The 21,775-nt window shown below is 38.1% G+C and carries 18 protein-coding genes and 2 pseudogenes; 13 read left to right on the forward strand and 7 right to left on the reverse strand.

Going from position 1 to position 21,775, the window contains the following annotated elements:
* Both GQR55_RS08865 and GQR55_RS20180 read left to right on the forward strand, forming a co-directional pair.
* On the forward strand, positions 1-669 hold a 669-nt coding region (locus GQR55_RS08865), incomplete at its 5' end, for a transposase (protein ID WP_166420292.1).
* Positions 670-880: 211 nt separating this feature from the next.
* Positions 881-1,021, forward strand: a pseudogene (locus tag GQR55_RS20180) (transposase); the annotation flags it as partial.
* Between the two features lie 181 nt (positions 1,022-1,202).
* Here GQR55_RS20180 and GQR55_RS08870 read toward each other — a convergent pair.
* Complete coding sequence (locus GQR55_RS08870) at positions 1,203-3,269, reverse strand: agarase (protein ID WP_166420293.1); 2,067 nt, start codon at positions 3,267-3,269, stop codon at positions 1,203-1,205.
* 773 nt (positions 3,270-4,042) lie between these two features.
* Between GQR55_RS08870 and GQR55_RS08875 the strand changes: the two genes are divergently transcribed.
* Positions 4,043-4,609, forward strand: a complete 567-nt coding sequence (locus GQR55_RS08875) for a PD-(D/E)XK nuclease family protein (RefSeq protein ID WP_166420294.1) — start codon at positions 4,043-4,045, stop codon at positions 4,607-4,609.
* Positions 4,610-4,879: 270 nt separating this feature from the next.
* Here the strand turns inward: GQR55_RS08875 and GQR55_RS08880 are convergent, their stop codons facing one another.
* From GQR55_RS08880 to GQR55_RS08890, 3 genes are all read right to left on the reverse strand, one after another.
* Positions 4,880-5,482 (reverse strand): thiamine biosynthesis protein ThiC, encoded by a 603-nt coding sequence (locus tag GQR55_RS08880; protein WP_166420295.1) that lies wholly within the window; start codon positions 5,480-5,482, stop codon positions 4,880-4,882.
* Positions 5,483-5,929: 447 nt separating this feature from the next.
* The gene (locus GQR55_RS08885; protein WP_166420296.1) at positions 5,930-6,631 is read right to left on the reverse strand and encodes a metal-dependent hydrolase; all 702 of its coding nucleotides are present in this window, start codon (positions 6,629-6,631) and stop codon (positions 5,930-5,932) included.
* A gap of 184 nt (positions 6,632-6,815) precedes the next feature.
* Positions 6,816-7,346 carry a YbfB/YjiJ family MFS transporter gene (locus GQR55_RS08890; RefSeq protein WP_166420297.1) on the reverse strand — a complete coding sequence of 177 codons (531 nt, stop codon included), beginning with the start codon at positions 7,344-7,346 and terminating at the stop codon, positions 6,816-6,818.
* A gap of 190 nt (positions 7,347-7,536) precedes the next feature.
* On the opposite strand from GQR55_RS08890, the gene GQR55_RS08895 reads away from it, so the two are divergent.
* The 4 genes and pseudogenes from GQR55_RS08895 to GQR55_RS08910 all read left to right on the forward strand — a co-directional run bounded on the left by GQR55_RS08895 (position 7,537) and on the right by GQR55_RS08910 (position 13,230).
* A complete protein-coding gene (locus GQR55_RS08895; protein WP_346774256.1) occupies positions 7,537-8,337 on the forward strand; it encodes an ATP-binding cassette domain-containing protein in 801 nt (266 codons plus the stop codon).
* Complete coding sequence (locus GQR55_RS08900) at positions 8,337-9,785, forward strand: DUF3526 domain-containing protein (protein ID WP_166420298.1); 1,449 nt, start codon at positions 8,337-8,339, stop codon at positions 9,783-9,785. The genes GQR55_RS08895 and GQR55_RS08900 overlap by 1 nt, the downstream gene beginning before the upstream one ends.
* Positions 9,782-11,103 (forward strand): annotated as a pseudogene (locus GQR55_RS08905) (DUF3526 domain-containing protein). The gene GQR55_RS08900 and the pseudogene GQR55_RS08905 overlap by 4 nt, the downstream one beginning before the upstream one ends.
* A gap of 15 nt (positions 11,104-11,118) precedes the next feature.
* A complete protein-coding gene (locus tag GQR55_RS08910; protein WP_166420299.1) occupies positions 11,119-13,230 on the forward strand; it encodes a TonB-dependent siderophore receptor in 2,112 nt (703 codons plus the stop codon).
* An 82-nt stretch (positions 13,231-13,312) separates the two neighbouring features.
* On the opposite strand, the gene msrA is transcribed toward GQR55_RS08910, so the two are convergent.
* Positions 13,313-13,912 (reverse strand): peptide-methionine (S)-S-oxide reductase MsrA, encoded by a 600-nt coding sequence (gene msrA / locus GQR55_RS08915; protein WP_166420300.1) that lies wholly within the window; start codon positions 13,910-13,912, stop codon positions 13,313-13,315.
* Between the two features lie 288 nt (positions 13,913-14,200).
* Between msrA and GQR55_RS08920 the strand changes: the two genes are divergently transcribed.
* Positions 14,201-14,395 carry a CPXCG motif-containing cysteine-rich protein gene (locus GQR55_RS08920; RefSeq protein WP_166420301.1) on the forward strand — a complete coding sequence of 65 codons (195 nt, stop codon included), beginning with the start codon at positions 14,201-14,203 and terminating at the stop codon, positions 14,393-14,395.
* A gap of 61 nt (positions 14,396-14,456) precedes the next feature.
* Here the strand turns inward: GQR55_RS08920 and GQR55_RS08925 are convergent, their stop codons facing one another.
* Positions 14,457-14,657, reverse strand: coding sequence for a hypothetical protein (locus tag GQR55_RS08925; RefSeq protein ID WP_002962626.1), 201 nt, complete (start codon positions 14,655-14,657; stop codon positions 14,457-14,459).
* Between the two features lie 106 nt (positions 14,658-14,763).
* Here GQR55_RS08925 and GQR55_RS08930 point away from each other — a divergent pair, with 106 nt between their 5' ends.
* From GQR55_RS08930 to GQR55_RS08940, 3 genes are all read left to right on the forward strand, one after another.
* Positions 14,764-15,246 (forward strand): GNAT family N-acetyltransferase, encoded by a 483-nt coding sequence (locus GQR55_RS08930; protein WP_166420302.1) that lies wholly within the window; start codon positions 14,764-14,766, stop codon positions 15,244-15,246.
* Between the two features lie 168 nt (positions 15,247-15,414).
* Entirely contained in the window at positions 15,415-16,026 is a 612-nt protein-coding gene (locus GQR55_RS08935; RefSeq protein WP_166420303.1) for a MarC family protein, read from the forward strand.
* 35 nt (positions 16,027-16,061) lie between these two features.
* Positions 16,062-16,943 (forward strand): alpha/beta hydrolase-fold protein, encoded by an 882-nt coding sequence (locus GQR55_RS08940; protein WP_166420304.1) that lies wholly within the window; start codon positions 16,062-16,064, stop codon positions 16,941-16,943.
* Between the two features lie 561 nt (positions 16,944-17,504).
* Here GQR55_RS08940 and GQR55_RS08945 read toward each other — a convergent pair.
* Positions 17,505-18,713: a porin gene (locus GQR55_RS08945; RefSeq protein WP_166420305.1), complete on the reverse strand. Its 1,209-nt coding sequence runs from the start codon at positions 18,711-18,713 to the stop codon at positions 17,505-17,507.
* Positions 18,714-19,350: 637 nt separating this feature from the next.
* Here GQR55_RS08945 and GQR55_RS08950 point away from each other — a divergent pair.
* The gene (locus GQR55_RS08950; protein ID WP_166420348.1) at positions 19,351-20,940 is read left to right on the forward strand and encodes an ABC-F family ATPase; all 1,590 of its coding nucleotides are present in this window, start codon (positions 19,351-19,353) and stop codon (positions 20,938-20,940) included.
* A gap of 351 nt (positions 20,941-21,291) precedes the next feature.
* Positions 21,292-21,774, forward strand: a complete 483-nt coding sequence (gene purE / locus GQR55_RS08955; RefSeq protein WP_002962540.1) for a 5-(carboxyamino)imidazole ribonucleotide mutase — start codon at positions 21,292-21,294, stop codon at positions 21,772-21,774.
* Position 21,775: the final 1 nt, after the last annotated feature.

A 21,775-nucleotide genomic window follows, 5' to 3' on the forward strand; every position in this document is an offset into this window, starting at 1 on the left:
GTGTTAACGCAAAAATATGTACAAGGTGAAAAGCTAAGTAAAGTTGAACTCATCTTTTTCAATCAAACGGTTAAACAATACCGAGAGCGCCTAGCGAGTATCAGTTGGTTTATGCGGTTACTAAATGAAGATATTGCGCGCAGAGCAAATAAAGAAGATAACTGCACGGGTAGATTCTGGGAAGGCAGATTCACATCGCAAGCATTACTAGATGAAGCAGCACTTGCCGCCTGTATGGCCTATGTCGATTTAAATCCCATTAGAGCTAAAATGGCTAACACACCAGAAGAATCAGACCATACCAGTGTACAAAATCGCTTAACATGCGCGGAAGAAGGTAAACAATCTAAGCAGTTACTGCGCTTTGCAGGCATGCCACGTCAGATTATGCCTAAAGGGCTGCCGTTTGAACTTAAATCGTACCTTGAACTTGTTGAGTTAACAGGGCGAATAATGCTAGAGGATAAACGCGGGCACATTGATAATATGAACCTTCCTTTGCTAGAAAGACTTAATATATCCCCCGAAAACTGGTTAAAACTCACCACACAATTTACGCGCGTATTTCATGGCGCAGTAGGTAGGCCTGCCTCACAAGCAAGTTACTGTGAAAATCTAAACCGGAAACGGCGCTCAAATATCAGTAATTGCGAAAAGCTACTCGCATAAAACTAAGCTACTCAGTAAAACTATTCAGTAATAAATCACTACTGCATTATGCAGTTATTTTCATGCGTGTAATTCAGGTTTAAGAATGCTAATGACTTATTTATTAGATGAAATGAAAGTGACCCAGTAATAAAAGATAAATTTTGAACTTGAAGAGCAAATATTAGTGTCACAGTTTTGTTTGTTCAATTAAAGTGGCTGTCTAGTTTAGTTGGTTGTTGATACAAAATACTATCACTGTATTTCACGCTGTGTTCGTCGCGCATTTTTATGTGGAGAAGACCGTTTTACTGGTCAATCTTACGAGCATCGACGAGGGTGGGTTGAAGATAAGCTGCTTAAAATTAACAAGACACCCAATCTAAATTTTTTATTCAAAAATTAATGCTTAAGTTTTTTTATGCGTTAACGACTAGTTATGCATTTAGTAAGTATTACAAACAACAAAATGGTATTCATAATTTATGAATACCATTTTAATGTTCAGTAAAAGCTTATTTAAACTACTTACCTCAACTGCTTATAATAGAAATTTAAAGTCTACGCGTAATACTCTCGTCTGAGTTTATTACTTGTAAAGCTGCACTTGTGGCAAAACCACCCGCATCATCAAAGGTGACATTAATCCAGTTACTGCCTTGTAAAATGTCATGAGGTACAGGGATTTCAATCACGCCAAAGAAGCTTGCACGACCGTTACGGGTTTTACCGTTCTTTTGGTCATATCCTCTAAAGTCTTTTGGTACTGTTACCGTAACACCATTCACTTTTACAACTGGAACAAGAGACTTACCATGAGCACGCCCCATACCTAAGCGTAATACAGCTTCACCTTGGGCTCCCACTTCAACATTTTTAATATTAAATAATAGACTACTATTCGCCTTAATCGGCTTTTTATAAGTTGTTGCGTAATACTTTGTTTCTTGATTTACTTTATCAATGTTTATCTTGTTTTGATAAGTAATGGTCATAATCTTAGTACTTTCTTTCGGTAAAAATACGGTACCTGGCACACTCGTTAGGTTTTTAGTTTCCAATAACGCATGGTTATTATTATCGTAAGATAACGTTTTTATTTGAACTGATTTAACCGAGTTCCCCGTAATACCCAATGCTTTCAATGAAACATCAGTATCTTCAAACTCTAAACTCGTCATGATGATGTGTGCTTTATTATTTTGCACATACGCATCAACCATTATATCTAAATCTGATGCCCAACTATCAACATGCGTACCTCGAACATTCGACCATAATTGATAAAACTTCACTAAATCAGTGTATACCCATTGTGTACCTGTTTGACCTGCTTTCTCAAAATTTTGACGCATTAAACGGTTTTCATATGGGTAACCGGTATCACCATGTCTACCCCATTCAGCTTTCACTGGAATAAATGGGATAGCTTTAGCAATAACATTAGGGCGTTCTAAAAATTGTGTTAATAACGCATTATAACCACGTAATTTTTCAGCATCGCGAACATGCGTCCATGGTTTATTACGTAATGCATGCACCGAAGCACCATATTCAGAGATTAATAATGGTTTAACTCGACCAAACTTAATCGTTGAATATTGCTCTAACATATCAAGGGTTGCTTCAACATTACTACCACGTCTATATTCTTCGCCGCGTGGGTGAGTAGGAAAATCATATAAATGAATTGAAAAAACATCCATATCTTTGCCTGCCGTGTCGATAAATAATTTATCGTTGTCTTCCCAGCGTTGGAAGTTATCCCAATCATAATTAGGGAATGCTGTGGTATATCCAGCAATTTTAACGCCTTTATTTAACTTTTCGTTATTTGTTTTACGAACTTCTTTAGCGACACTGGTGTGGTAACTAAAAATATCAGAAATAGGAGCTTTTGCTCTGCCATCTTTAGGATCGATATTAAGATCGTAAAGAGGTTCGTTAACTACCTCTATAAACGCAGGTTTTGGATGACCTACTGCAGTATTACTTTGCGCAAAGTAATTTTTTAAGAACTGGCCCATATAGTGACCTGTTGCAGTACCAAGTGGCTCTTGCGCTGTATCTGTTTGTGAGAAAGCCCAACCAGTATTGCCAATGTTAGTACCATCAGGATAATACGGGTGAACTTGACCTGCAACAACCATATTTTCTGATCTATTTTTAAAACGTCTACCATTAACGAATCTGGTCTGAGTGCTTTTTTCAAAGGTATTTACTGCTGCTTTCCCTAGAGTTGTTGCGGTTGATTCGTCAATAAAACCTGAACGGATGTTATCTTGTGCTTGACCAAAAAGTTGGTTTTTCATATACCCTGTATCACGACCAAAATATACGTCGTAACCTTTGATGAATTTTCCGATCAAATCATCTAATTCATTATTACCTTTGCTATCATCATTCCAATCATTTTCAGTTGGTGCTGAATGTAACGAAATAAACTTTTCACGATTGAAACTTTGAATATTACCGATACGATGTTTAGTATCTAAATTAACATCAACGTTAACTTTATTTGTAGCCGCTATTACATTACTTGTAAAAGTAGCTGTAAGTATTGGTAGAGCGATAATTAATGCTTTATATAGCATTGAATAATTTTTTTGCTTGTTTATCATATAGTATCTCGGATGTTTAGATGTTGTAATTAATTCCATATAAGAAAATCCTCTATTTCTTTTTTATCCTTTTTATTTCTTCCATTAATTTTTATATTCCATCTGACATAAATCATTAATTAACAGCGATTTTTTTATAATTTCAACTACTCGCTGTTAATTTATATTAATAATTAAAGTCAATATTTTAAATCTGAATAGAGCAATAAAACTACTTTAAAAAAATAGCTCTATTCAATAAATACCTAACCAAGATGCATTGTAAACAATTAACTATCAACCAAAGGTGCAATTTACTCAGTATGCGTCACGACAAGAAAATATCAGCAATTGCGAAAAGCTACTCGCATAAATTTAAGCTGCTCAGTAAAACTATTCAGTAATAAATCACTACTGCATTATGCAGTTATTTTCATGCGTGTAATTTAGGTTTAATAGGGCTAATTACTTATTTAACGGATGAAATAAAGTGACCCAGCAATAAAAGATAAATTTTGAACTTGAAGAGCAAATTTAGTGTTACAGTTTTATTTGTTCAATAAATGTGGCTGTCTAGTTTGGTCTGTTCCATAAAGATTGGCCTATTGAGAATACGCAAAACTAGCAATAGACTTTAGATTGGGCAATTTTATAAGTTGTCCATGTTCTACAGGCTATTAAAAAGGCTGCTTAAATTAAGCAGCCTTTTACATTTAATGTTTTTGAGATTAACCTCAGAGGAAATAAAGAATTAATCTACTGAACGATTAATTTTTAAGGCAAGGAGTCTTCAATTGACAACAAAAAGAAAATTCATCCAAAGTATTCCTAATGAAATGGTAGATCCAATTACAGGTCATAAAGCGAGTAATGAGACAGAGTTGAGCTCGTTATTGGCCTATCATCATGCAAATAGCTCTATTGACTGGGGTAGTGTTAACCTTTATTCAATTCCATATTTATCTGACAAACTTTGTTCTTCAGAATATATTAATTGCTCAACCCCATTTTATTGTGAATATCCTCTTTTTTCAGATTCAGAAACTGTAGATATATGGGGGCAGATGCCTGCAGATTTACTTTCGTTTTCTAAAAGCGAAAATACAATCGTGTTAATCGAAAATAAAATTGGAAGTAAATTTACAAGCGCTGGTACTCAGCTTATAAGGCAAGCAAAGTTCCTTGAGAAAAGTGGTTTTAAAAACAAAATATTGATAGTTCTTACTTCAGAGTTATTTTTGTCTAAAGGCTGGTATTTAAGTGAAATGCAGAATGTAATCGACAACGTTGAAGGTGTTAAAGTTTTTGCTATGAAATGGGAAGATATCTTCAATGCTATTGAATCTAAAGGTATTAATTAGGGAAATAAGAATCTAAAGGGGTTAAATCTTGACTTCATACATCAAAACATAAATTGGTTAAAAGGTTTTGATATAAGCTATTTTTATCCTCTAAAAGCGCAGCGCCTCATATCCTCTTTGTGAATTAATCTTAGTTTACGAAAGAGGGCATTAACTTGAGGTACGCTAGGTGAATGCTTTAAACGTAAAACATCGGCGAATTAGATCTCTAATATACGCCGATGTTTATAACTTATTTAAATAAGCACATTACTTGAAAGGTATTAAGCCTTAGTCTTGCTTACGGTAAAGACTAATCAAACATATCGCTAAAAGTAACGTTGCAATCATACCCGAAGCGCCTGCAACAGCTGATGGAAGAAATCCATCACGACCAAAGGTAATTAAAATACCATTGGCAAGCATTGCAACTCCGCCTGCTAAGGCTGTAAGCCCGCCAATGGCTTTGCCACCTTTAGCTATAAAAGACAGGCCAAAAACAAGTGCTGCTAGTCCTAATAATACTTTAGCTGCGTAGTAAATCATGAATGACAAAGAAACCACGCCACCAATTAAAGGTTGTGCGCCTTCTACGGTACCCGCAACTTTACCAAATGTAGAAAACAATGTAAGGCCAATACTTACCTGTACTAGGTTAAGTACCGCACTAAAGGCGATAGCCGACCAGCCTAGTTGAGAATGTTTTGCTTGTACCATTGCTGTACCAGCAAAGGCAGCAAGCACAGTAAATACTAGTGCTTCTAGCCCCCATGAAAACTGCCTTGAAAAGCTAATTTCTGCACTATAAAGGGCAGAAGAAATAGCCTGAGATATTGCCAATACTAACAATAAAGATGCTGAAATTAGGATGGTGCGTTTATTCGTAAATTCCATTATTTACCTCTTATAATTTTATATTTGACGCTTTAAAAAGATGCAATAGCTCTGAATACATCTATCAGATGAAACTTTTATATAAATAGCGCTCATACTTGCAGATATAAGACAGGCGAAACTATTTAATAATTTCACTAAACTTATAAAAATAATAATTAATAACAAATAGGCTAAAGCTTTGATTTTTTAAATCAAAATTAAATTGTAAAACTGTTTTTATTTAAGCCATTTATGCCCTCTAAAAGCGAAGCGTCTCATTATTCATTGTGAATTAACTTTCAATGACTAAAAGGGCATTAACTATGTCACTACACTACTCACTACACTACGAATAAGTAGCTTTTTACACCAAATTTAAAAAGCCACTTATTGAATAGGGCAATTGTAACTATGTGAAGTCACTATGCGGTAAAAGGGATTATTACATACCTACATATCTACTTTTTAAGAGAAAAATATGAATTGAGACCAATCACTTAACGCTATAATAGTTTGCTCTGTAGGCGGCGCAATATAGATTAAACCTGCAATGGCAACAACCGACGACAATGTAATTAATTTATTGTCGAAGTCAGCTATTTTCATAGCGGTGCCAAAAGATCGTTTAATGGTGACATTGCTTAAATCTACGCTGTAAATTTCGTCCAGCAATAAATGAATTAACCCGCCTAGTAAAATAAATCCACCTGTTAACCAGGCAAAAGTGGCTGCTTGTGCTGTTGATTGGTCATTCAGTTTCCATGCTACTTGCGTTGTTAATAGCGCGCATAACAGTATAAATAGTAAAGAGTGGCAACTACCTCTGTGTACTGTGATCCATTCAAAAATGGGTCTAATAATATATTTCATAAATCCGTACACCAATAACGGCACTACGATTAATTCGATAAAACTAATTGTAATAATGAGCTCGGTGGTTATGTAATGCAGTACCAGTAATACAGCGCTGAGTGCAAATAAGTTAAAAATAGTATCGAGTGATGTGGAGTTATCTGAATCTATGTCGGGTAATAAGCCGCCGATTGAGCCTAAAAACCATAACCAGAGCGCGTCCTTTAAATCAATATGGCCTGCAGATAATAAGGTGGCTGAGGTTAAGCCTGTGATGATTAGCGCAGTATTAAGATGAGTATTGAAGTTTGCCATTGTGTCTCTTGATAGGAAAATAGGGGGGGCATTCTAACAATCAAAAACTTAATTGTTCAATTTACTTTAAAGGTGGGCTTAAAATAGCGTGAGCTTGGATAATAAATTTATTTATGGCTGCTATTTTTAGCAGCCACTTTTAGCGGTAATTTTGTTTTATTTACTTTACCTGCGCTACTTATGTTTATAGTAAAGGCTTTTTTAAAAGCCCAAACAAAAACCAAGTACCAATCATTACTATGAATGCTGATAAATAAAGCGCCATATTATAGTTACCAAAATATTCCAGCAGGCATCCACTTGGTATAGGCGCTATTATTTGTGCGTCGCCGTAGGCTAGGGTCATCGTGCCCATAGATCTTGCAGGGTTACTAGGATAAAAGTTACCCGCCATGGTTAAAACAAGGCTTACACAGGCAATAAAGGTGCCTCCAAACAGAAGGGTACTTATTATAATTACGGGGAGCGTATCGCTAATAGCGGGCAAAATAATACCAATTAAAAGTAAAGTGTATGCGGCTATTAAAGCTTTAATAAATCCAGTACGCCGTGCTATAGAATCCCATATTAATGCGGCGGGTGTTGCTGCAAGCCCCACTAATAAAAAAGCAATGCTACCTTGTCCTTTTAGGCCTTCAACACGCTCTACTATATCAACAATAAAAGTAGAGCTTACGGCGTAGCCATATCCTGCGCAAAAATAGGCTAGCATCATTATAGGGGGCAAACCTAAAGGCTAATTAATTACACTTAACAGCCTGGCTTAAATTAGCGTTTAGTACATCAATTTTATTTAATAGAGTTAAATTTACGTATTTGTTAACATTGATAATGTTATATTGTTGCAATTACTGTTTGATATAGTATAGCATTCATAAATTCTGATTTCCCATATAGAGTTTAGTGTGACAACACCTACCGCAATTAATAAAACATCACCAATAGAATCACAAATCCCTAAGCAACCCGTTAGTAGTACTCACAATAATCGCGATGCAATAATTGAAGTGGACTCGTTAAGTTTTAGCATTAAAAACAACGCTATTTTAAAAAACTTAAACTTTAGTGTGGGCCCTGGCGAAATTTACGCGCTACTAGGCGGTAATGGTGCGGGTAAATCAACAACTTTAAAAACGTTACTGGGTTTTAATAAACCCACGCAAGGCTCGGTAAAAGTAGCAGGTAAAGAGGTAACACAAGCGCTTGATTTTGTGCGTGGTAAAACCGCGTATTTACCCGAGTCGGCAACGTTGTATCCGCATTTAACAGCGCGCGAAAACGTAGCGTATTTTTTATCACTTGCTGATATTAATAAAACAGATGAGCAAATTAATGCCGCGTTTAATCGTGTTGCCTTGCAACAAGCTGCGTGGGATCGTCACATGCAAACCTACTCAAAAGGCATGAGACAAAAAACAGCAATTGCGTTAGCCATTTTACGTGAAGCACCCATATTTTTACTTGATGAGCCTACATCGGGCCTTGACCCTGTTGCCATAGATGAGTTTAACCAGTTAGTGCGCGAGCTTGCATTAACGGGGGCTACTATTTTAATGGTGACGCACGATGTATACGGCGCATGCCAAGTGGCTAATCGTATTGGTTTATTAAGAGGCGGTGAGCTGGTGGGCGAATTTGACGCACCACAAAATGGCCGTATTGATACCGAACAAGTCCACGCTGCTTTTGCGCAAAGAGGCGCGTAATGAGCATAAATAACTTTTCAAAGGTGGTTATAGTTGCAAAGGATGAGTGGCGCTATTGGCTTCGCTCAAAACTTGCAATGACCATACTTGCTATTGGTTTAGTGCTCACGCTTACGTCGGTAATTGTTACCGCTATTACTATGATGGAGCTAAGCCATACTCGCCACGAACTGCAAACAAGCGCTGAGCAAAGCTTTGTTGATCAACCCGACCGCCATCCACAGAGAATGGTGCATTATGGGCATTACGCTTTCAGAACACCTTCGCCACTGAGCACACTCGACCCAGGTATTGATGCCTATACGGGTAACTCTATATTTTTAGAAGGGCACAGACAAAACAGCGCAATGTTTGCAGATAGCCGCCAAGGTACAGCATTAACTAAATTAGGCAGTTTAACCCCTGCATTTATTGTACAAACACTCGCACCGTTATTACTGATATTAATTGGTTATAGCGCTATTAGCCGCGAGCGTGAGTCGCAAACATTATCTTATTTGTTATCGCAAGGTACATTGGGCGGGACACTCATTGCAGGTAAAGGGCTTGCGTTAATGTCGGTTGTAGGACTAATTTTAATTCCGCTTACGGTATCGGCTTTATTTACACTTGGCTCAGGCGAAGGGTTACTTGCTGTGGCAAGCTTTGTGCTTGGCTACGCTTTATATTTAACTGTGTGGGTGCTGCTTGTTTTATTGGCATCAAGCGTGTTTAGTAAAAACAGCGGCAGCTTTACAGCACTTGCGTTTGTATGGATTTTACTGTGTATTGTAATGCCACGAGTAGCGAGTACAACGGCTTCAACGGCTGTACCGTCAGCAGGTAAAATAGAAACCGACTTTGCTGTAAAAGCCGAGCTTAGAAAGCTAGGTGACGGGCACAACACAAACGACCCCGCATTTAAGCAATTTAAACAATCACTCCTTACTAAATACAACGTGAGCAGCATTGATGATCTACCCGTTAATTTTAGAGGGCTAGTGGCAAGCGAATCTGAGGCTAAGCTAACTAGCGTACTCAATAAGTTTGCACAGCAGCGTATGCAAGCTGAGCTTAACCAAACAAAGGTGTCGCGTTATTTTGGCTGGGTTTCACCTATGGTGGCAATTCGATCGTTATCAATGATTGTAGTGGGAACGAGTATTGAAACGCATCATCGTTTTTTACGCGAAACCGAGCAGCTGCGATTTGATTTTGTACAAGGGCTTAATAAAGTTCATGTAGAAAAACTTAGCTACCAAGACGACATGAACCGAAATGCCGATACTGCAGCAACCCAAAAGGCACGTGTAAGTGCTAAAAATTGGCAAATACTGCAAGACTTTACCTTTAATGTAGACACTCCTGAAATAAGAACGCAGCGAAGCATACCCGCTTTTTTACAGCTACTACTTTGGATTGGAGTGTTGTTAGGCGGGATTAAATTTGTAGGGAGGCGTTTGTTATGAGTTACCTATTAAAACAACTTGTGCGTGAATGGCGTTTTTTACTTCGTCAAAAATACTTAGTGGTATTACTGGTATGTACGTTTGTTATGTCGGGATTTGCCGTTTATAGCGGACTTAGCGAAGTAACACAGCAAAAGCAAACGATTGAGCGCTTAAAAGCAGCCGATTTAACGGACTTAACTAATGTACAGCATAAGTACGATGATGCAGGCTCGCTTGCTTATTACAGTTTTCATTTAACGTATTCATCGCCTTCAAATTTAGCATTTGCTGCTTTAGGCGAGCGCGATATTTACCCGTGGAAACACCGCTTAAACTTACTTGCGCTAGAGGGGCAAATATACGAAAGCGATGCACAAAACGCAGAGCTTGCTCAAGCCGGTAAAATTGATTTTGTATTTGTATTAAGTGCTTTAGCGCCATTGGTGATTATTTTATTATTTCATGATTTATTTGCTAGTGAGCGCACCAGTGGCAGGCACGATTTGCTGGTCACTACGGCTAAATCGTACTTTGCGCTGTGGGGCGCACGTATAACGGTAAGGTTTATAGGGTAATAATATGCTTAATGTTGCCATTTTATGTAGGCGCTTTTCTTAGTAGCTCAGTATTGGGTGATGTTGGATTTATTACTTTTATATGTGTTATTTACTTGGCTTTTTGGACGTTGTTGAGTGTGTGGTGGGGCAAAAATGCCAGTAGTGCGCCACGTGTTGCCTCAACCTTAATAGGTTTTTGGGTATTAGTTGCGTTTATTATTCCTATTTTAGGTGATTTAGCGATAAACAAAGCGGTGCATTCGCCAAAAGGTGGCGACATTGTGCTTACCCAGCGAGAAGCTGTTAATGGTGCGTGGGATATTCCAAAGCAAATAACCATGGACGCCTTTGTGGCAAATCACCCAAAGTGGACAAACTACACCGACATGCAAAGTGAGTTTGAATGGAAATGGTACTACGCATTTCAGCAAGTGGGCGATGAAAAAGCGGCGAAGCTATCACACGCTTACCAAGATGCGGCACGTAAAAAGTATTCATTAGCCGGGTTTGTATCTTGGCTATCACCGCCATTATTACTTCAACGTGGTTTAACACGAATGGCTAAAACAGATGCCGTAGCGGCATTTAGGTATGAATCGCAAATGCGTGGATTTCATAAAAGCTTACGGATGTTTTACTACCCGTGGTTATTTGTAAAAGGTAACCCAACTAAAGCAGCGCTTGAAAATATGCCAAGCTTTAGCAAAACCATACTTAATGAACAAAAAAAGCTAAGCAATGTAGACGCTCAGCCAAAACAAAATTTATCAGCTAACTAATGAACAAGGTTTATCATGAATACCAATAAAAAAGGGCTTAAGCTCACTTATATTAGTGCCTGCTTAGCAAGTATGTTTGCAAGCCACGCTATTGCAGCCAATGAGAACACTAGCGCTAAAAACAGTGCTAAAGAGCCTATTGAGCGTTTAGCGGTTACTGGCTCTCGTCAAGCATACCAAGGTAATTTTAGCCCTTTAGAAACCCCACAATCAGAGCTGAAAATAGATTTAGAAGCACTCGAAAATGCAGGCGCAATAGATTTAAACCAAGCGCTAGATTTGTCGGCATCGGTAGCGCGTCAAAATAACTTTGGTGGGCTTTGGAATAGCTTTGCACTGCGTGGCTTTGTTGGCGACGAAAACCTGCCAAGTAACTATTTAGTAAATGGCTTTAACGCAGGGCGTGGTTTTGGTGGCTCGCGTGATTTGTCGGGTATTGAATCTGTTGATGTGTTAAAAGGCCCTCGCGCAGCTTTATTTGGCAGAGGTGAGCCAGGCGGCACAGTAAACCTTGTTACTAAGCGCCCAACGTTTGATACAAGCGGCGAGCTAAAACTCAGTATAGGCAGCTTTGATACTTACCGCGCCGATGTGGATTACACAACGCCCCTTAGCGACGACGTAGCAATTAGACTGGTTGGTTTTTATGAAGACGCAAAAAGCTTTCGCGATACCATAGAAACAACTAAACAAGGCTTTAGCCCATCAATTACGTGGAACATTGACGACAATAGCCAACTAATTTACGAGCTTGAATATAGCGATCAAAAAGTCCCGTTTGATAGAGGTGTATTAGCAATAGACGGCGAGCTTGGCTTAATACCAGAAAGCCGCTTTTTAGGCGAGCCAGGTGATGGCCCAATAGAGGCTGACGTACTTGGCCATCAATTAGAGTTTGTTCATGACTTTAATGATAACTGGAGCGTATTACTGGGCGCTAACTACCGTGATACGTCGCTTGAAGGTTTTGCAACCGAAACAGGCTTTGATGGTGTAGTAGATGGCGAAGTAAATCGTTTTAGACGCTACCGCGATTACGACGCTACATACCAAGTATACCGTGCAGAAGTAACCGGTCATTTAGAGATTGCTGGGTTAGAGCATCGTTTAATTATGGGTGTTGATTCAGATAAGTTTGAAAATGATCAAGTTGTGCTTCGTGTAAAAGGTGATCAGTTTATAAATGTATATAACCCTGAGTATGGTGCATATGAGTTACCAACGCCAACAGACAATACCGACAAGGTAGAAATACAGGAATCGTTAGGTGTGTTTATACAAGACCAAATAAGCCTAACCGATAAGCTAGATATACGTGTTGGTGCCCGTTTTGATGACTACGAACAAACACTTAATAACCGTTTATCTAATACTCAATCTAAACAAAGCGAATCGCGTATTAGCCCGCAGTTTGGTGTTGTATATGAGGCAAGTGAGTTTGTATCTGTTTATGCGGCTTATGGTGAAAACTTTAGGCCTTTATCGGGTACTGATTCAAACGGAGATGGGTTTGAGCCAAATCAGTCTACGTCATCTGAACTTGGTGTTAAGTTTACTTTAAACGATGGCGCGCTGTTTGGCACCATTGCTGTGTTTAAAGTAGAGCAAGACAACATGCTAGTAGTAGACGACCCAACGGCGTTTAGCTTTGCTGCAATTGGTGAAGCGCAAAGTAAAGGCTTTGAAATTGATATAAACGGTGAACTGACCGACTCTCTCGATATTTGGGCATCGTATGCGTATGTTGATGCAACGATTGAAAACTCATTTTTTGATGCTAACTTTGGCTACACCGTAGAAGCGGGAAGTTCTTTATTAAATATTCCTGAGCATCAGTTTAGTTTACAACTGGTTAAATCGGCAGAATTATACGGTAAAGCTGTTAAATTTGGTGGTGGTTTAGTCTATGTAGGTTCACGAAACGGGTTTTTTGGTACCGACTTTGAACTGCCAAGCTACACAACTGCACGTGCATTTGTTGATTACGATTTAACTAAATCATTTGGATTACGCGCAGAGGTAGATAACCTGTTTGACGAAACGTATTACACAAACTCATTTGCTGATGTATGGGTACAGCCTGGTACACCAAGAAGCGTAAGGCTTTCTGCAACATATAAATTTTAAACGTATCCATTAAAACGGTATAAATAAAAAGGCTGCTTATATAAGCAGCCTTTTTGTAATTTAAGAGGTTTAGCCATAAATACTAATGAGTTGCTCTATCGCCCCAAATATCTTCTAAACGACTGTCGCGACCACAACGCCAGCGATAGGTGTTGTATCGAATTGGGTTGTTTTTGTAATAATCTTGATGAAAGCTTTCCCTTCCTTTAATAGGGTAGAAGGTACTTGCGTTTAATATAGGCGTAACCACGGTTTGATTAGGAAACTCGGCTACTACAGCTGCTTTTGTTTTTTCGGCTAATTTACGTTGTTCGTCGTTTTCTACAAAAATAGCGCTTAAGTAACTCGGGCCTTTATCGCAAAACTGACCTCTGGCATCAAAGGGATCAATATTAACCCAGTAATGATCAAGTATGCCCTTATAGCTTACTACATCCGGGTCGTAAGTGATTTCTACTGCCTCGTAATGGCCTTTATGGTTACCATTGTATGTTGGGTTTTTAAGTTTGCCACCAGTAAAGCCCGATATTACATCGGTTACACCTTCTAGTTTTTCAAAATCGCTTTCCATACACCAAAAGCAGCCTCCAGCTAAAACAGCTTTTTCGGTCTTAGCTGCATGCGTAAACGTGCTAAACAAAATTGCGGCAGATGTTAATGCTAATGCGAGTGATTTTTTCATAAAATTATCCACCTGAAGTGTGAGTTTAAATACTTATAAAGTTAGACCCGGCAAGTGCTAATACTATTTCATTGTAGTGGCATAGTTTTAGCCGGTTGACTATTTATGGTGCAAAGTAATGTCATTTAAAAAGTTTTATAAGCATAAAATAGGGAGTGAGATCACTTTTCAAGCAAGTAGGATGGTTTAATTAATTCAGTAAAATAAACGCTATTTGATACGCTGTTGTATTATGCGAGCTTGTTTATTAAAGTGACAACATTCGAGATATAAATTAGCAGGTGATAAATGAACCAGTTAACCGAAAAATCAATAAGCTGTCCTTATTGTGGAGAAAGTATAGAAATATTACTTGATGCAGCAGATATTGATGAGCAATACATTGAAGACTGCCAAGTATGCTGTAAGCCAATTTCGTTTGTGGTATTTGAAGATGAAGACGAGTTAAATGTTAATGTATACAGTGAAGATGATACATTTTAAATTGGCGTAAATTATAAAAAAGGCTGCAACGCTGCAGCCTTTTTATTGTGTACGGGACTAACTAGCTATTTTGTTCGCGTGCTAGTTGGTTTGGTAAAAGCTCTTCTACTATTTCGCGCGCCGGGAGTGTGTAGCGTGTGCCGTCAAACATTACAGAGGTAAACTCGTTAATATTAGTAATGCCTGTTAAGGTCCAGCCTTCGCCGCGTTTTGGGCAATATACTGTGGTAGTGGGTTGTATTACTTTAAAATCGTCACTCATTACGTTATCTACTCTTTTTGCTTTAAAGATAATGCTTGTTAATGGGGTATGGTAAGTTAATAATGCGTGCCCATAAAGAGCTAATTTAACTAACTACTTAAATAAAATGTTTAATACCACACAGCTTGACCGCGTTACTCTTCGTTTAATTAACCACAAACACGCTGCGTGTTTATTTGATATTTTAAACCATCCTCAGGTTAGTAAATTTAACGACTACGAAACACCGCTTAGCAACACACAAATCAAACAATTAATTCAAGATGATATAAGCGCCTATTACGAAGGCGAAGTGGTTAGAGTTGCAATTGAACATAATATAACAGGGAAGTTAATGGGCACCTGTGGGCTTTATAATTTAACACCCTGTAAAAGTAGTGCTTTTATAGGTTTTGAGTTGCACCCCGACTTTTGGGATAAGGGAGTGATGTTTGAAGTAGTCACCGGTTTTATTGAAGCGCTACTTGAGCATATTCCGCTTAAACATTTATCGGCTGAGGTGAGTGCACATAATGCACGTTCTCATAATTTACTTATTAAGTTAGGTTTTAGCTTGAGAGAAAATTCTATTTGGCAGAAATCACTTTAACTAAAGACGGCAATTATAAGTGCTTATCTTTTTTCTATCCTGAAAGGTCAACACACTCCAAGTGTAAATAAAATACAAAAAATAACAGCTTTCTATTATAGTTAAGCGTAAGCAAATGAATTTGTTACCCGTGTTTAATTAAACATTAACGCTTAACAAGGATTTTATATGCTAGAAAAACTATCTCAAGATGCGCTTGTTATTTGGGCTACCATTGACCCAATAGGCACTATGGCGCTGTTTGCTGCGCTTACTACTCACTTAACTGATCAACAACGTCGTAAAACAGCCTTTAAAACCGTGCTATATGCGGGTGGCGTTCTATTGGGTTCTATTTTAATAGGGCAGCTAATACTTAATGCGATGGGAATTAGGTTGGTGTCGTTTCAATTAGGAGGCGGAATTATATTGTTTTTGTTTGGTCTGCAAATGATATTTGGAAACGACTCTAACAAAGCTAAACAAGACCCTGAACACGATATTGCTGTGTTTCCGCTAGCTATACCAGCAACGGCGACTCCTGGCGCTATTTTGGCGGTAATACTACTTACCGACAACCATATTCACCCAATTACCACTCAAATAGGCACAGCGCTTGTTACTATAGGAGTACTGTGTATTACATTAATATTGTTGCTGCTTTCGGGTAAAATAATTAAGTTGATTGGAACGGGCGGCGCGTCTATTTTAACGCGTGTGATGGGGATGATTTTAGCTGCGTTTTCAGTTGAGCTTATTATGACTGCGCTTGAAATAAAACAATGGGTTAAGCTCGATTAAGTAATTCTTAAAGTAAATATTTAAGGGGATGCCAAATGGCTATAAAAATAACAAAACTCTATCTTACAAATTTAGCTTTAGCGATAGTTATACTTGTTTTGGGAATATTGGCGATAAATTATTACAATCATTATGTATCAGCCTATACGGATATAACTATTAACTCTAAAGTGCTTAACGAATCACGTAAGGTTTTTATAAGATTACCGACTGATTACAATGCTAAAAAAGCGTACCCGTTAATTATTAAAACCGATGGTAATTTTAATTTAGATACATGGGATAAAGCACTTACAAATCAAGCCAAGAGTGAAAAAGGGAATAAGGCTATATTGGTGTCTATCCCTAATTTGTTTTTTAAAGATACTCGTAATCGCGATTTAGTGCCTCCTTATGCCCGCCAAGATGTAAATACTCAAGCGCGTTTAGATCACGAAACACTACCCGAGGCAAACGGTGAAGCTGATAAGTTTTTAGCGTTTATTGAAACTGAGTTACTCCCGTATTTATCGGCAAAATATAAGCTTAGTAATAATCGTGTATTAAGTGGTTTTTCGGCAGGTGGTAGCTTTGTACTTTATACACTGCATACAAAGCCTGAGTTATTTAATGGTTATTTTGCATTTAGCCCAGCAGCTTGGTATGACGACATGACTGTAGTTAATAACGTAGATGCGTTTTTAACGGCTCAAGCAAATAAAGTGAAGTCACCTACTTATTTGTATCTTTCGGTGGGTGGAGCAGAGCATCCATTAATGTTAAAAGCATTTAATAATTTAGAGACTGCTTTAACAACAAACCCTAATAATAACCTTGTCTGGCAAAGTGCTATAAACGAAGGTGCTGAGCATTCAGACAATCCACCACTTAGTGTAGCTAAGGCATTAGCTGGTTATAGTGCGTTTATTAAAAAGTAGGTAGGCTTAAATGATAACTGTATACGCATACAGTTATCGCTGTTTTATCTATTTATGAAAACGAATCCGCTTCATAGTATTTTATTTAGTTTAATATTATTAACGACTTACAAAGGGAAGTTGGTTTAAATCGTTTTTACACAGTAAATATGCGCACTGTATTTATACACAGTGCCTGACTGTAGGGTTAGAATGCTATCAGTACTTATGAGCATATACACATCTATTTGTTACTGCTTTTAATTAGCCTTACGCCTTTGTAATCAGCAGTGTAAGTACTTTGCAATTTCAATATAGTTTCACCATCTTTTTACATTCTTTAAATGCAATTAATATAAATTGGCTGGTGGCTTTACATTAAAGAACACATCATACTTCATATTGATTTAAAGCTAAACTAAGCAATAGAGTTAAATTGTTGAAAAGGTAATCAAAGGGATAGTGCAAAATACAGGTCGGTGGGATTCAAAAGTATGGCGGAATAAAAAAAGCCCAGTTAAAAAGTTAAAAGGGCTAAAAGGGTTGTGCTAAGGGAAGTTGTAGTCGTTTTTTAACTTATATTTAAAACTTATATCTAAAACCAAATGCTATACCGTCATCTTCCGACTGCTCCATTTGTGCTTGTTGATCGTCGTTATCACTTTCAAAGTCACTAAAGTCTTTACGCGCTTCTACGTAGGCAATAGTGTCTTCGTCAATTAAGTAATGAAGGCCAATAACAGCAAACTGGCGTTTAAATACATCGTTAGGATCGGCGTTAAAGTTTGGCTGAATTACGTAATCATCACCGGCATCAAACACGTTATAGGCAATAAAAAGGCGAAAATCGTTATCAAAGCGGTAAGATGCAAATGTTTCTATGCCAATTGCGTCTTTAATTAAGCGACCAATATTATCTGTGTCGTGGTTTTTGTTTTTATTTACGTTAGCAGCAACGTAAAGGCCGGGCTTATCAATGTTGCCCCACATAATGCCTGCACCATAAATTAAATCTTCAACATTGCGAGTAGAACCATCGCCAAACGTTAAATCAAACTCGCCACGGTTAACACCTACAGTAAGCGTTAGCATATCTGTTGGTGTATAAGTAACAGAAGCACCAAATGTGTAATTAAATTCAACTTCTTGGGCTGCGCTATCGCCTGAGTTCCAAAGTGTTTCGCATTCTTCTTCTGAAATGTCGCTTACGTCACAGGTATAAAATTCGCTGTTTTTAAGCTGTGCTTGTACTGCAAAACTAAAATCGTTGTAACTATTACGATACTGCACTAACTTATCGGCACGCCCAGTACCATTTACAGCGCCATCGTCTTTGTTATAGGTGTAAACTCCTGCGGCATTGCCATCCCATACAAAACTATTATTTGTGCCGTAAACTACGTCGTACCATGCACCCCATTGTTTACCAATAGTAAGTTGTCCGTACTTTTCGTGCGAAAGGCCTGCATAGCCTAAACGGTTATACAAAAACTCGTCCTGAATTGACTCAAACCGATTGTTGTAAACAATATCGCTACTGCCTACAGGGTTTACACCCCATTCTACGAGTGCAAGGGCAGTCCAGTCTTTCTTGAGCTTTCGGGTAAAGCCAAAGTTAATGCGCGAAGTACCGTTAACAACTTCGGTTTCGTTTTGTGTGTTAATTACACGCACATCAAGATATCCACCTACTTTTAGAGTGTTTTTATCATCATTGTATAACTCTACCGCCGAAACGGCGGGTGCTAATACAATACTTGCGCTAATCAGTGTCGCTAATTTTTTGCTCATCTTGTGTGTTGCCCTGTGTAAATTTTAGTGTTTTTACGTAGGTAAAAATTCAGGTTCGAAGATTAACAAAGCAATAAACGGCTCAAAAGTGAAAAATACTCAATAAAACTGAGCATTAATCTTAATAGGTGTTCACGAGAGGTTAATTTTGTTTTTCAGGTGTTGCTGAGGTTTGTTTTTTTAGTTGTTTTGTAGGTAAAAAGAATTGGTAATAAGTGGTGTGTTAAAATTCTAATTTGAATTAATTTCATCTTGGTTAAAAAATAGCGACTAGTGTAAAAGCTCTAAAACTGCTTTATTTTCATAAATATAGCTTTTTATTACTATAGGTTGTACAAAAATGAGTTAAGTAAACACACATACACGTTAAAAGTGTTTTTACTCTAATATATATACCAAATTATAAACACTCATATCGGTTTATTATGAATGTATTTATGAATTTTAATTTATCTAAGTTGAATAACAATTTACCAAAACACTAAATTTAATTTGTTATTTTAATTACGAGTAGCTCAGTGATAATAATTGCCTTAAACGACGTGGTTTGCCATTAAACTTTCATAGAAAAACAGGCCATTTTGGTTTAAACTGCGCGCAATTTAATTACATCCTTACTCCCTTGGAGGGTAGCGCTATTATTAGTACAGCTAATGTCACCATGCAATTTGGTGCTAAACCATTATTTGAAAATATCTCAGCAAAATTTGGCGACGGAAACCGTTATGGTTTAATTGGCGCAAATGGTTGTGGTAAATCAACATTTATGAAAATTTTAAGTGGTGAGCTTGAAGCGTCTTCAGGTAATGTAAGTACTGATCCTAATGAACGCGTTGCTAAACTAAACCAAGACCAGTTTGCCTACGAAGAATACTCAGTAATTGATACTGTTATTATGGGCCATAAAGAACTGTGGAAAATTAAACAAGAACGCGACCGTATTTACTCTTTACCAGAAATGAGTGAAGACGACGGTATGAAAGTAGCCGATCTTGAAACTGAATTTGCTGAAATGGATGGTTACTCTGCTGAATCTAAAGCAGGCGAGCTTCTATTAGGCGTAGGTATTGGTACTGAGCAACACTTTGGCCCAATGTCAGAAATTGCACCAGGTTTTAAACTACGCGTGCTACTTGCACAGGTGTTGTTTTCAGACCCAGATATAATGCTACTTGATGAGCCTACCAATAACTTGGATATTTACACCATCAAGTGGTTAGAAGACGTGTTAAACCAACGCGACTGTACCATGATAATCATCTCGCATGACCGTCACTTTTTAAACTCTGTGTGTACTCACATGGCCGATATTGACTACGGTGAGCTACGTATTTACTCAGGTAACTATGACGAATATATGTTTGCAGCAACGCAAGCACGTGAGCAGCTACTTAGCGAAAACGCGAAAAAGAAAAACCAAATTGCTGAACTTCAACAGTTCGTATCACGCTTCTCTGCTAACGCATCTAAAGCTAAGCAAGCTACATCGCGCGCTAAACGTATCGACAAAATTCAGTTAGACGAAGTTAAAGCCTCATCACGTCAAACACCGTTTATTCGTTTCGACCAAGAAAAGCAGTTATTCAGAAACGCACTTGAAATGAACAATCTAACGCAAGGGTTTGACGACAATACGTTGTTTTCTGGCCTTGAAGGTTTAGTAGAAGTTGGCGAGCGAATTGCTATTATTGGTGAAAATGGTGTTGGTAAAACAACATTACTTAATACATTAGCAGGGCGCTTAGCACCTAAAGCCGGTGAGTTTAAGTTCTCTGAAAACGCGAACATTGGCTACTACGCGCAAGACCACGCTGATGAGTTTGCGACCGACATGAACTTGTTTCAATGGATGGAACAATGGCAACAAGAAGGCGATGACGAGCAAGTGGTTCGAAGCTTTTTAGGCCGTATGCTGTTCTCTCAAAACGATATTAAAAAATCAGTTAAAGTAATTTCTGGTGGTGAGCAAGGCCGAATGTTGTTTGGTAAAATTATGATGCATAAACCAAATATACTGCTAATGGATGAGCCAACTAACCACATGGATATGGAATCTATTGAAGCGCTTAACCTAGCACTTGAAGCCTACGAAGGTACATTAATGTTTGTATCGCACGATCGTCAATTTGTATCATCGGTAGCTACCCGTATTTGGGAAGTTAAAGATGGTAAAATCATTGACTTTAGAGGCAACTACGCAGAATACCTAGCGAGTAAAGACGCTTAATTAGCTATTTAACCTGAACTCTGGATAACAAACCTATCTCAAGCCGCTATTTTCAGCGCTAACTGCGTTGAATTTACTTGCAATAGGCTAGCTATTGACGCGTAAATTCGCCTTGTTTTCACTGAAAATCTCTGGCTAGAGAAGATAAATTTAAATATCACCATGATTCAACACGTTAGTAAATCTCTTAACCAGAGTTCAGGTTATCTACCCGTTAATTCTAAAAAGCCATGTTTAAACATGGCTTTTTTTGTTTTTGTGAGTCGCAATTAAACGGCGTTTGGGTATAATACCCGCCTAAAACCGGACATAAGTCCGCTATTTTGAAAAATACATTACTGAGGAGTATTTATGACAGTTGGCATTATTATGGGTTCTAAATCAGATTGGCCAACCATGGAACATGCAGCACTTATGCTAGAGCATTTTGGCATTAAGTACGAAACTAAAGTCGTGTCTGCACACCGCACTCCTCAATTACTTGCTGATTACGCAAGTTCAGCCGCAGAACGTGGTATTAAAGTGATTATTGCAGGCGCTGGCGGCGCTGCGCATTTACCGGGTATGGCTGCTGCTTTTACATCGCTTCCTGTACTGGGCGTACCTGTAAAATCAAAAGCATTAAATGGTGTTGATTCACTTTTATCTATTTGCCAAATGCCTAAAGGTGTTGCTGTTGGTACGCTTGCCATTGGTGAGCCGGGCGCTGCAAACGCAGGTTTACTAGCTGCACAAATTTTAGGATGTCAAAATCCAGAAATTTTTGCAAAAATTGAAGCGTTCCGTAAAGCGCAAACAGACACTATATTAGCTAATCCAAACCCTGCAGAGTAAT

It is taken from the genome of Pseudoalteromonas sp. Z1A8 (assembly GCF_011378855.1).
Taxonomy (GTDB): domain Bacteria; phylum Pseudomonadota; class Gammaproteobacteria; order Enterobacterales; family Alteromonadaceae; genus Pseudoalteromonas.